Source organism: Pseudomonas sp. 3A(2025), assembly GCF_054589175.1.
Genome location: NZ_BAAILM010000020.1, coordinates 23,081 through 33,983 on the forward strand (window position 1 = coordinate 23,081; position 10,903 = coordinate 33,983).

Consider the following 10,903-nt stretch of genomic DNA (forward strand, 5'->3'; position numbering starts at 1 on the left):
TTCGACCGTATCCTGTCCAGCGAAGACGTCATGCGCCGCCGCGCGACCTTTTTGCAACGCATTCATATCGATGGCCCGTTGCTGGTCCTGCTGCTGATTCTGGCGGCCGGCAGCCTGTTCGTCCTGTACTCGGCCAGCGGCAAGAACTGGGATCTGCTGCTCAAGCAGGCCAGCTCGTTTGGCCTGGGCCTGGTCGGTATGGTGATCATTGCCCAGTTCGAGCCGCGTTTCATGGCACGCTGGGTGCCGGTCGGCTATGTGATCGGCGTGATCCTGCTGCTGGTGGTCGACATCATGGGCCACAACGCCATGGGCGCCACCCGCTGGATCAACATTCCGGGGGTGATCCGCTTCCAGCCCTCGGAGTTTTTGAAAATTCTGATGCCGGCGACCATCGCCTGGTACCTGTCCAAGCGTACCCTGCCGCCACAGCTCAAGCATGTGGCCGTCAGCCTGGCGCTGATCGGCGTGCCGTTCGTGTTGATCGTACGCCAGCCAGACCTTGGCACCTCGTTGCTGATCCTGGCGTCCGGGGCCTTCGTGCTGTTCATGGCCGGTTTGCGCTGGCGCTGGATCATCAGTGTGCTGGCGGCGGCAGTGCCGGCTGCCGTGGTGATGTGGTTCTTCTTCATGCACGACTATCAGAAGCAGCGCGTGCTGACCTTTCTCGACCCTGAGAGCGATCCGCTGGGCACCGGCTGGAACATCATTCAGTCCAAGGCCGCCATCGGTTCGGGCGGCGTATTTGGCAAGGGCTGGTTGCTGGGCACCCAGTCGCACCTGGACTTTCTGCCCGAAAGCCATACCGACTTCATCATTGCGGTACTCGGCGAAGAGTTCGGCCTGGTCGGCATCTGTGCGCTGCTGATCATCTATCTGTTGCTCATCGGCCGGGGGCTGGTGATTACCGCCCAGGCCCAGACCCTGTTCGGCAAATTGCTGGCCGGGGCACTGACCATGACGTTCTTTGTCTATGTGTTCGTCAACATCGGCATGGTCAGCGGTTTACTGCCAGTGGTAGGTGTCCCGTTACCCTTCATTAGCTATGGGGGAACTTCGTTGGTGACGCTACTGTCAGCGTTTGGGATTTTGATGTCGATTCATACTCATCGAAAATGGATCGCACAAACTTGATCAAGGTGAACAATTCAATGCAAGCAGTGCGCAACTGGGCTCGCTACGCTCCGCTGGTTGGCCTGGTGGGACTTCTCGGCTCGCTGCAAGAGGCCATGGCCGGCTCCTATGACGGCTCGCCGCAGGTGGCAGAATTCGTTGGCCAGATGACCCGTGATCATGGTTTTGCGGGTGAACAGCTGATGGGCATCTTCCGTGAAGTCGAGCGCAAACAGGCGATTCTCGACGCCATTTCGCGCCCCGCCGAGCGGGTCAAGCCGTGGAAAGAATACCGGCCCATGTTCCTCACCGAGGCGCGCATCGCCCGTGGCGTGGACTTCTGGCGTCAGCACGAAGCCGCGCTGGCCCGTGCCGAGCGCGAGTACGGGGTTCCGGCGCAGGTCATCGTCGCGATCATTGGCGTCGAGACCTTCTTCGGCCGCAACACCGGTAACTATCGGGTAATCGATGCGCTGTCCACTCTGGGCTTCGACTACCCGCCACGGGCCGACTTCTTCCGTAAAGAATTGCGCGAATACCTGTTGCTGGCCCGCGAGCAGCAAATCGACCCGCTGACCATCAAAGGCTCTTACGCCGGCGCCATGGGCCTGCCGCAGTTCATGCCCAGCAGCTTTCGCGCGTATGCCGTGGATTTCGACGGCGACGGGCATATCAACATCTGGACCGACCCGGACGATGCTATCGGAAGTGTGGCCAGTTATTTCAAGCGCCACGGCTGGAGCGCCGGACAACCGGTGGTCAGCCGTGCCACGGTGCAGGGCGCGCAGGTCGACAAGGGTTTGAGCCCCGGACTTGATCCGGTCATGAGCCTTGGGGAGTTGCGGGCCCTGGGGTGGGCAAGTCATGATGCGCTGCGCGCCGACCTGCCGGTTACTGCCTTTCGCCTTGAAGGTGAACAAGGCCCTGAATACTGGATAGGCTTGAACAATTTTTATGTCATCACCCGTTATAACCGCAGCGTGATGTACGCCATGGCCGTGCATCAGTTATCCGAATCACTGGTTCAAGCTCGAGGCTTCAAGTAATGCGGGCAAGTACCTCACTGAAACTGCTGGTATGCGTTGGGCTCGGGCTGGTACTGGCCAGTTGCTCGTCGCCCAGCCGTTCTCCACAGAAAAGCAGCACGGTCGTGCGAACCACGCCGGGGCTGGACATCAATCGTGCCCACAAGGACGGTGCGCCGTGGTGGGATGTCGACATCAGCAAGATTCCCGACGCCACGCCGACCGTGCACACCGGTGCCTTCAAGGCCAACCCGTACACGGTACTGGGCAAGAACTACTTTCCGATGAGCGACGGCCGGCGCTATGTCGCCACCGGCACCGCCTCGTGGTACGGCACCAAGTTTCACGGCCAGAACACCGCCAATGGCGAGGTGTATGACCTGTACGGCATGAGCGCGGCGCACAAGACCCTGCCGCTGCCGACCTACGTGAAGGTCACTAACCTGGACAACAACCGCACCGTCGTATTGCGCGTCAACGACCGCGGGCCGTTCTACTCCGACCGCATCATCGACCTGTCCTATGCCGCAGCCAAAAAGCTGGGGTATGCCGAAAGCGGCACGGCGCGGGTCAAGGTCGAAGGCATCGATCCGCAACAGTGGTGGGACCAGCGCGGTGGCCAGGCGCCGCTGATGCTCAGCCAGCCGCAAGTGGCACCCAGAGCCGCAGCGCCGGTGATCACAGCGTCCACCGGCACCATCGAGCAGTGGACGCCGCCGCCTCAGCAGCATGCCGCGCCTGCCGTGCCACTGCAGCTCGATACAAAAAAAAACGCTTCAGGATCAGCCGATGGGCTGTTTCTCCAGGTGGGAGCCTTCGCCAACCCGGATGCTGCGGAACTGCTGCGCTCCAAGCTGAGCACGATGGTCCGGGCGCCGGTGTTCGTGAGTTCAATCGCGCGCAACCAGCAGACACTCTATCGCGTGCGGATGGGGCCAGTGGCAACCCAGGGTGAAGCCCAGCAATTGCAGGACAGCGTAAGGTCGGCCAATCTGGGTTCGCCCAGCATGGTGACCCCGGATTGACCCGCGTCGCCTGCCAGGCCAAGCCTGGCAACACGGGAATCGGGAAGGCACAACCTTCCACGGATCCTTGAGTATTGCCCGCGAGGGCATGTTTGCCATCAGCAATTTCGAGAGACGGATGAACATCACAACCTTTGCAAAACGTTTGTGCCTGCTAGTGCCACTGATGATCACGCCTACTGCCTGGGCCGTAGAGCAGATGACACCGGCTGCACCCCAGCTGGCTGCCAAATCCTATGTATTGATGGACGCCGCCAGCGGCAACGTTCTGGTTGAGAACAACAGCGACCAGCGTCTGCCACCGGCCAGCCTGACCAAGCTGATGACGGCCTACATCGCGACCCTGGAAATCCGTCGTGGCCAGATCGGCGAGAACGATCCGGTGACCGTCAGCGAGAACTCCTGGCGCACCGGCGGTTCGCGGATGTTCATCAAGGTCGGCAGCCAGGTCAGCGTCAGCGACCTGCTGCACGGCGTCATCATCCAGTCGGGTAACGACGCCAGTGTGGCGATTGCCGAGCACATTGCCGGCAGCGAAGACGCCTTCGCCGACATGATGAACAAGACCGCCGCCGACCTGGGGCTGACCAACACCCACTTCATGAACCCCACCGGCCTGCCGAACCCGGAGCACTACTCCTCGGCGCACGACATGGCCAAGCTGGCGCGGGCGATCATCTATGAAGACCCGGCGCACTACGCAATCTACTCGCAGAAAGAGTTCTTCTGGAACGGCATCAAACAGCCTAACCGCAACCTGCTGCTGTGGCGCGACAAGACCGTTGACGGCCTGAAAACCGGCCACACCGATGAAGCCGGCTACTGCCTGGTGTCCTCGGCCGTGCGTGACGGCATGCGTCTGATCGCCGTGGTCTTCGGTACCAATAGCGAGCAGGCCCGCGCTGCTGAAACCCAGAAGCTGCTGACCTACGGTTTCCGTTTCTTCGAAACCCAGAACTTCTACCAGAAGGGTGCAGAGCTGGCCCAGGCCCCGGTCTGGAAAGGCGCAACCCGTCAGGTCAAGGCCGGCCTTGCCAACGATCTGAGCATGACCATGCCTAAAGGGCAGATGAAAAAGCTGTCCGCCAGCATGACCATGAACCCGCAACTGGTCGCTCCGATCGCCAAAGGCGATGTCATCGGCAAGGTTGAAGTGCGCATGGAAGACAAAGTGGTGCACACCGCCGACCTCATCGCCCTGGACAGTGTCGAGGAGGGTGGCTTTTTCCGCCGTGTGTGGGATAGCATTCGCCTGTTCTTCTCCGGCTTGTTCAGCTGACAATCCAGAAATCAATGCCGACTCTCTCGCGGCCCGTCCATGATCTGGGCGGGCCGCGTGTCCGTCGTCACGGCTCGTGAGACCTTTACTGCCATGACCGATACCGATGTACAGCCACCAAAAATCGAATTTCCCTGCGCCGACTACCCGATCAAAGTGATCGGCGACACTGGCGTCGGATTCACCAGCAACGTGCTTGAAATCCTCAAGGCGCATGCCGAGGTGGACGTCACCACCCTGGCCGAGCGTCAGAGCAGCAACGGCAAATACACCACTGTTCAGTTGCACATCATCGCCACCGGCGAGGATCAGTTGCGCGACATCAATAGTGCCCTGCGCGCTACGGGTTTCGTGCACATGGTGCTCTGATGGGCGATGTTCTCGGCATCCGCGAGCTGGGGCTGGTCGACTACGAGCAGGCCTGGCACGCGATGCAGCGCTTCACCGACAGCCGTGGCCGCGAGGCTGGCGATGAAGTGTGGCTGGTGCAGCACCCGCCGGTGTTTACCCAGGGCCAGTCCGGCAAGCCCGAGCATTTGCTGCTGCCGGGCAATATTCCTGTCGTACAGGTCGATCGTGGTGGCCAGGTGACTTATCATGGCCCCGGTCAACTGGTGGCCTACCTGTTACTCGATGTCCGGCGCAAAGGCTGTGGCGTGCGCGACCTGGTCACGCGTATCGAGAACAGCCTGATCGATTTGCTGGGCAGCTACAGCGTGACCGCAGCTGCCAAGGCCGACGCGCCGGGTGTCTATGTCGAGGGGGCAAAAATCGCATCCCTTGGCCTGCGCATTCGTAACGGTTGTTCCTTTCATGGTCTGGCGCTGAACGTCGACATGGACCTGGAGCCGTTCCGGCGCATCAATCCCTGTGGTTATGCAGGGCTCAAGATGACCCAGCTGAGTGAGCATGCAGGGTCAATAGAATTTGCCGAGGTAAGTGCCCGGCTGCGCGCGCAGCTCGTCAAACACCTCGACTATGCAGAGCAGGCGACCCTTACGGGCGGAATAGACTGATATGACTGATACCGTGCAAACCCTGATCCCGACGCTGGATGTTTCCGAGCGCGCCCCCCGCCCTAAAGTCGAAGCAGGTGTAAAGCTGCGTGGCGCGGAGAAGGTCGCACGTATCCCGGTCAAGATCATTCCGACCGTCGAATTGCCGAAAAAGCCTGACTGGATTCGCGTGCGCATCCCGGTTTCGCCGGAAGTCGACCGCATCAAGCAACTGCTGCGCAAACACAAACTGCACAGCGTCTGCGAAGAAGCGTCCTGCCCGAACCTGGGCGAGTGTTTCTCCGGTGGTACTGCAACCTTCATGATCATGGGCGACATCTGCACCCGTCGCTGCCCGTTCTGCGACGTCGGCCATGGCCGTCCAAAGCCACTGGACACCGACGAACCGAACAACCTGGCTGTCGCGATTGCCGACCTGCGCCTCAAGTACGTGGTAATCACCTCGGTGGACCGCGACGACCTGCGTGATGGCGGTGCCCAGCACTTTGCCGACTGTATCCGCGAAATTCGCAAGCTGTCGCCCAACGTCCAGCTCGAAACCCTGGTGCCCGACTACCGTGGGCGCATGGACGTGGCGCTGGAAATCACCGCCGCCGAGCCGCCGGATGTCTTCAACCACAACCTGGAAACCGTGCCGCGCCTGTACAAGGCCGCGCGTCCAGGTTCCGATTACCAGTGGTCGTTGACCCTGCTGCAACGCTTCAAGCAGATGGTTCCGCACGTACCGACCAAGTCCGGCCTGATGCTCGGCCTTGGCGAAACCGACGAAGAAGTCATCGAAGTCATGCAGCGCATGCGCGAGCACGACATCGACATGCTGACCCTGGGCCAGTACCTGCAACCGTCGCGCAACCACTTGCCGGTGCAGCGTTTCGTGCACCCGGACACCTTTGCCTGGTTCGCCGAAGAAGGCTACCGCATGGGCTTCAAGAACGTGGCATCCGGGCCGCTGGTGCGTTCTTCGTACCACGCCGACGAGCAAGCCAAGATCGCCAAGCTGGCGCTCTGATCAACGCTTGAAAACAAAACGGGCCGGATAGCGATATCCGGCCCGTTTTTTGTGCGTCTGGAAATTTCCTACCTCGCACCCGCTGCTATTCCCTTCTGCATGTTGACTTGTCCTGTTCCAGAGCAGGAAACGTCTGCTTACGCGCGCATTCGCAGGTTTGCCCTAATGGCCGCTCTACTCGCAAGCCACCAAGGAAGACGACCCATGAATGGAATCAGACAGCACCTCACGCCTTTGGCCCTTGTGCTGGGAGGCGCTCTGACCAGCCTGCCGGTACTCGCCGACATTTCTCCCGTTACCGATGCGCACTGTGCGCTCATGAAAGCGCAGAAGGTCATCGGCGACGATAGTCCGCTGGGCTGTGAGCGCCTGCGGGTCGTCACCTTCAAGCACCACGATTTTGAAGGCAATGATCAGCGCGCCGGCAAGGTCGTAGTGCTCGATGCCCTGGCGAAAAACGTGCAGGTGATATTCGATACCCTGCACGAACGTGGCTTCAAGCTCAAGGGTGCCCGGTTGATGGAGGAGTATGCCGCCGACGATAACGCCGCGATGGCCGACAACAACACGTCGGCGTTCAACTCACGAAAAATCACTGGCGGCAGCAACTGGTCGATTCATGCCTATGGCGCCGCAATCGATCTGAATCCGCTACAGAATCCCTTCATCTCGATCGACAGCAGCGGCAGTGCCAGTATCGCGCCAGCGGCTGCAGCGCACTTGTCGGTGAACCGTCTCGACTATCGGCCCAACAAACCCGTGCTTGATGGCAAGGTTGAAGAGGTGGTCGGGGTGTTCGCTGACAATGGCTTTATCAACTGGGGCGGTTACTGGAATTTTCCGGTCGATTATCAGCACTTCGAGCCGGGCACCAAGGCCTTCGTCATGCGCCTGGCGAAAGCGTCCGAGGCCGAGGCCCGGCAGATTTTCGACGGCTACGTAGAAGGCTATCGCAATTGCATGATGCGCCAGAAGGACAAGCCACAGGCCTTGGCGCGCAAGCTGTGCGCCGAAGACCTGATGAAGTGACGACTACTGGCGCAGGCTGTTCAACAGCTCATGGGTCGGATAGCCATCTGCCGGCCAGCCCAGCGACTGCTGTGCGCTACGGATCGCTTTACGCGTGTTGGTGCCGATAATCCCGTCCGGGGCGCCCGCATCGTACTGGCGGGCGCTGAGCAGGGTCTGCAGCTCTATGCGCTCGGAGCGACTGAGCGGCAGGTCGGTGCGTGGCCAGCTGCCGACAACAAAGCCTGCGCCCTTGAAGCGATCACCCAGCATGCTGATCGCCATGGCATAGGAGCTTGAGTTGTTGTACTTGAGAATGGCGCGGAAGTTGTCCAGTACCAGGAAGGCCGGACCACGGTAACCGGCGGGCAGCAGCAGGGATGCCTGTTGCTGGCTGGCGGCCGGCGGGAGCGGCGTGCCGTCAGGCAGTTTCAGCCCCAGTTCCTGCCATTGCGCCAGGCTTTTGCGAATGGAAGGATCGGCCAGGGCATAGTCGAAACCACTAGCCAGCACCACTTCGTAACCCCACGGCTGGCCACGTTGCCAGCCCGAGCTTTGCAGGTAATGCGCCGCCGAGGCCAGGGCATCGCTTGGGCTGCTCCAGATATCACGACGACCGTCGCCGTCAAAATCCACCGCGTGGGTGTTGTAGGTGGTCGGCATGAACTGGGTCTGGCCCATGGCGCCGGCCCAGGAACCGAGCATCTTGTCGGCGGTGATGTCGCCTTGCTGGATGATGCCCAGCGCGGCCAGCAACTGACTTTGCGCAAAGCCCGGGCGGCGGCCTTCGTACGCCAGGGTGGCCAGCGAGCGAATCACCGACTGGCTGCCCTGGAACTGACCGAAGTTACTTTCCATGCCCCAGATCGCAACCAGGGTCTGGCGGTCCACGTTGTAGCGCTGTTCGATGGCCTGCAATTCGCTGGCGTACTGGGCCAGCAGCGCCTGGCCTTTGCGTACACGGGCATTGGAGATGGCGTTATCGAGGTATTCCCAGACCGGGCGGCTGAATTCGGGCTGGCTGCGGTCGGCTTTGACCACGCTCATGTCCGGGGTCACGCCGGCAAACGCCGTGTCGAAGACATCGGCGCGGATACCGGCCTGCAAGGCCTGATTGCGAAACCCGGCTTGCCACTCGCTGAAACTGACGGTGGGCTGGATGGCCAGGGCATCGTCGACCGCCAATGGCGAGGTCGGTGCTGCCGCCGGGGTCGCAGTGGGTGTCTTGCTGTTCTGAAGAGGCGTGGCATCAGCCGCGGTGGGCTTTTCAGCGCAGGCAACCAGGGCAATAAGGCTGGAAGCGGCGATCAACTGGCGCAGTGGCCAGCGTGGGGTAAAACAGAAGTGCATGCTGGGGTCCAGGCAAATACCGTTAGATGCAGACCTTAACACGCCAGCCAAGTTGCAGGGGCTGCGAAAGTAACGACATTTCTCAAGCCACCAGAAAGTAAAAAGCCTCCCGGTCTTTCGACTGGAAGGCTTCGCGGCGGTAGCTGCCTTTGCCCTTGGCCGGGCGTTCCTGGCGGCTTCGGAACAGTGGCTGGGCGATGATGGATTTGGCCTTGTTGGGCCGCTTGTTCTTGCTCATGGCGATAATCCCCGCGGGTGTGTGCGGTGCGCATCATCGGACCTGACGCCACGCATGTCCAATAGACTCGTGCTATGAACTGAGCGGACGGCCCTATGGCAATTGCAGCCGTTGTCCCGCCATCATCAATGCCAGCCGTGCCAGGCTGCTCCACGGCGAACCGGGTGCCTGGCCCTTGATTTGCGCATCGATCTGCTGGGCGTCGAGCAGCAACTGGTTCCAGCGCTTGCTGGACATGCGCTGCAAGGCTTTGCTCATCAGCGGCTTGCGTTTGTCCCAGATCGGCGGGCGGGCCGAGCTGAACACCTTGTCCAGTGGAATGCCCTGGCTGTACTGCATCGCCATGGTCGCCAACGAGCGCAATTCGCGGGTCAGGGCCCAGAGAATCACCGGGGTTTCCACGCCTTCGCCACGCAGCCCTTCCAGGATACGCAAGGCGTGCGCGGCGTCACCGGCCAGCACGGCGTCGGTCAGGCCAAAGACATCGAAGCGCGCACTGTCGGCCACCGCTGCCTGTACGGTCTCGACGGTGATTTGTCCGTCTTCGGCCATCAGCTTGAGCTTTTCGATTTCCTGCGCGGCCGCCAGCAAGTTGCCTTCGACCCGTGCAGCAATGAGTTCCACGGCATCCTGGGTTGCCGCCAGGCCTGCCTGGGACAGCCGCTGGCGAATCCATTGTGGCAACTGGTTGGCATCCACCGGCCAGATCTGGATGAACTGGCAATGCGCGCCATCGACCAGCGCCTTGCCCCACTTGGTCTTCTGCGCGCTGCCATCGAGCTTGGGCAGGCTGATCAGCAGCAATGTGTCTTCAGCGGGGCGCGAGCAGTATTCGATCAATGCCGCAGCGCCCTTGTCGCCGGGCTTGCCGGAAGGCAGGCGCAGTTCCAGCAGGCGCCGTTCGGCGAACAGCGACAGGCTGGCGCCGGCCTGCAGCAGGGTGCCCCAGTCGAAGTTGGCGTCGGCACTGAACACCTGACGTTCGTCGAAGCCCTGCTGGCGAGCGGCCGCACGAATGGCGTCGGCGGCTTCCTGGCACAAAAGCGGGTCATCGCCACTGACGATATAGACCGGTGCGAGGGTGCCTTGCAGGTGTTTGCCGAGTTGAGCGGGAGCGAGTTTCATGGCGTGCCGGCGATCGGGGCCAGCAGGCTGGCCCCGTAAGGTTTAGCGGGTCGGAATCTGCAGAGGCGACTGCTGAGGCGTCGCATCGCGCAGGCGTTGTGCTGCCTGACGGGCTTCCTCTTCGGCACGCGCCACTTCATCGGCCTGGGCCTGCAGTTTGTCCAGACGCTCAGGCGTCAGCTGTTGCAGGCGCGCGAGCAGGCGCTGGATCAGGTCGTTACGCATTTCCTGACGGATTTGCGCCGCTTCCTGGTCGGAGCCTGTCAGGTTGTTGCCGTCGTGCACATAGATACGCTCGACGCTGACCTTGTCGCCCAGCAGAAAGCGATCCTGAATGCCGTGGATTTCATAATCCAGTGTCGAGGTCAGTTGGTACTCGGCCGAGCGACCTGAGCCGGAATAACTGGCGGTGCGCTGGGTTTCGGACTCGTTGACCAGTTGCAGCTTGTACTGCGCACCGGTGTAGACCTTGACGCCGGCGCTGGTGAGCAGGCGGTTGAGCTGGGTCACGGTGTCGCCGTAAGCGTTACGGGCGCTGACGTCCAGTTCCTTGAGGGCCAGTTCGTCGCTGCCGGTGCCGCGCAGCTGGAAGCCGCAGGCGCTCAGCATCACCGCAAGACCCAGAACCAGAAGATTGCGTTTGATCATCTTTGTATTCCCCTTGAATCCGTATGGGGCGCTCGTGCGCACCCTGGAAATAGGCCGTGGGGCGGGA

The 10,903-nt window shown here is 61.3% G+C and carries 12 protein-coding genes; 8 read left to right on the forward strand and 4 right to left on the reverse strand.

The genetic code is table 11. From position 1 onward, the window contains the following. Positions 1 to 30: 30 nt before the first annotated feature. The 8 genes from rodA to ACYP2A_RS07945 all read left to right on the forward strand — a co-directional run bounded on the left by rodA (position 31) and on the right by ACYP2A_RS07945 (position 7,496). Positions 31 to 1,134, forward strand: a complete 1,104-nt coding sequence (gene rodA / locus ACYP2A_RS07910) for a rod shape-determining protein RodA (RefSeq protein WP_459744258.1) — start codon at positions 31 to 33, stop codon at positions 1,132 to 1,134. Positions 1,135 to 1,151: 17 nt separating this feature from the next. Further along, positions 1,152 to 2,159, forward strand: coding sequence for a lytic murein transglycosylase B (gene mltB, locus ACYP2A_RS07915; RefSeq protein WP_459744202.1), 1,008 nt, complete (start codon positions 1,152 to 1,154; stop codon positions 2,157 to 2,159). Continuing rightward, entirely contained in the window at positions 2,159 to 3,163 is a 1,005-nt protein-coding gene (locus ACYP2A_RS07920; protein WP_459744203.1) for a septal ring lytic transglycosylase RlpA family protein, read from the forward strand. The genes mltB and ACYP2A_RS07920 overlap by 1 nt, the downstream gene beginning before the upstream one ends. A gap of 118 nt (positions 3,164 to 3,281) precedes the next feature. Next, positions 3,282 to 4,442: a D-alanyl-D-alanine carboxypeptidase family protein gene (locus ACYP2A_RS07925; protein WP_459744205.1), complete on the forward strand. Its 1,161-nt coding sequence runs from the start codon at positions 3,282 to 3,284 to the stop codon at positions 4,440 to 4,442. A gap of 93 nt (positions 4,443 to 4,535) precedes the next feature. Beyond that, complete coding sequence (locus ACYP2A_RS07930; protein ID WP_459744207.1) at positions 4,536 to 4,811, forward strand: DUF493 domain-containing protein; 276 nt, start codon at positions 4,536 to 4,538, stop codon at positions 4,809 to 4,811. Next, entirely contained in the window at positions 4,811 to 5,458 is a 648-nt protein-coding gene (lipB, locus tag ACYP2A_RS07935) for a lipoyl(octanoyl) transferase LipB (protein ID WP_459744208.1), read from the forward strand. Before ACYP2A_RS07930 ends, lipB begins: the two co-directional genes overlap by 1 nt. 1 nt (position 5,459) lies before the next feature. Beyond that, complete coding sequence (lipA, locus tag ACYP2A_RS07940) at positions 5,460 to 6,467, forward strand: lipoyl synthase (RefSeq protein WP_459744210.1); 1,008 nt, start codon at positions 5,460 to 5,462, stop codon at positions 6,465 to 6,467. Positions 6,468 to 6,671: 204 nt separating this feature from the next. Next, complete coding sequence (locus ACYP2A_RS07945) at positions 6,672 to 7,496, forward strand: M15 family metallopeptidase (RefSeq protein ID WP_459744211.1); 825 nt, start codon at positions 6,672 to 6,674, stop codon at positions 7,494 to 7,496. Between the two features lie 3 nt (positions 7,497 to 7,499). Here ACYP2A_RS07945 and ACYP2A_RS07950 read toward each other — a convergent pair whose 3' ends face one another. The 4 genes from ACYP2A_RS07950 to ACYP2A_RS07965 form a co-directional block, all read right to left on the reverse strand. Beyond that, the gene (locus ACYP2A_RS07950; RefSeq protein WP_459744213.1) at positions 7,500 to 8,825 is read right to left on the reverse strand and encodes a lytic murein transglycosylase; all 1,326 of its coding nucleotides are present in this window, start codon (positions 8,823 to 8,825) and stop codon (positions 7,500 to 7,502) included. 82 nt (positions 8,826 to 8,907) lie between these two features. Next, complete coding sequence (arfA, locus tag ACYP2A_RS07955) at positions 8,908 to 9,063, reverse strand: alternative ribosome rescue factor ArfA (protein ID WP_459744214.1); 156 nt, start codon at positions 9,061 to 9,063, stop codon at positions 8,908 to 8,910. Between the two features lie 93 nt (positions 9,064 to 9,156). Continuing rightward, positions 9,157 to 10,188, reverse strand: a complete 1,032-nt coding sequence (holA, locus tag ACYP2A_RS07960; RefSeq protein WP_459744215.1) for a DNA polymerase III subunit delta — start codon at positions 10,186 to 10,188, stop codon at positions 9,157 to 9,159. A 42-nt stretch (positions 10,189 to 10,230) separates the two neighbouring features. Beyond that, a complete protein-coding gene (locus ACYP2A_RS07965) occupies positions 10,231 to 10,836 on the reverse strand; it encodes an LPS-assembly lipoprotein LptE (protein WP_459744217.1) in 606 nt (201 codons plus the stop codon). Positions 10,837 to 10,903: the final 67 nt, after the last annotated feature.

What these genes read in the sequence shown, in the direction of transcription:
- rodA (WP_459744258.1), top strand. Translation starts at nt 31, where the DNA reads ATGCGCCGCCGCGCGACCTTTTTGCAACGCATTCATATCGATGGCCCG.
- ACYP2A_RS07950 (WP_459744213.1), bottom strand. Translation starts at nt 8,825, where the DNA reads ATGCACTTCTGTTTTACCCCACGCTGGCCACTGCGCCAGTTGATCGCC.
- ACYP2A_RS07920 (WP_459744203.1), top strand. Translation starts at nt 2,159, where the DNA reads ATGCGGGCAAGTACCTCACTGAAACTGCTGGTATGCGTTGGGCTCGGG.
- holA (WP_459744215.1), bottom strand. Translation starts at nt 10,188, where the DNA reads ATGAAACTCGCTCCCGCTCAACTCGGCAAACACCTGCAAGGCACCCTC.
- lipB (WP_459744208.1), top strand. Translation starts at nt 4,811, where the DNA reads ATGGGCGATGTTCTCGGCATCCGCGAGCTGGGGCTGGTCGACTACGAG.
- ACYP2A_RS07925 (WP_459744205.1), top strand. Translation starts at nt 3,282, where the DNA reads ATGAACATCACAACCTTTGCAAAACGTTTGTGCCTGCTAGTGCCACTG.
- ACYP2A_RS07965 (WP_459744217.1), bottom strand. Translation starts at nt 10,836, where the DNA reads ATGATCAAACGCAATCTTCTGGTTCTGGGTCTTGCGGTGATGCTGAGC.
- arfA (WP_459744214.1), bottom strand. Translation starts at nt 9,063, where the DNA reads ATGAGCAAGAACAAGCGGCCCAACAAGGCCAAATCCATCATCGCCCAG.
- lipA (WP_459744210.1), top strand. Translation starts at nt 5,460, where the DNA reads ATGACTGATACCGTGCAAACCCTGATCCCGACGCTGGATGTTTCCGAG.
- mltB (WP_459744202.1), top strand. Translation starts at nt 1,152, where the DNA reads ATGCAAGCAGTGCGCAACTGGGCTCGCTACGCTCCGCTGGTTGGCCTG.
- ACYP2A_RS07945 (WP_459744211.1), top strand. Translation starts at nt 6,672, where the DNA reads ATGAATGGAATCAGACAGCACCTCACGCCTTTGGCCCTTGTGCTGGGA.
- ACYP2A_RS07930 (WP_459744207.1), top strand. Translation starts at nt 4,536, where the DNA reads ATGACCGATACCGATGTACAGCCACCAAAAATCGAATTTCCCTGCGCC.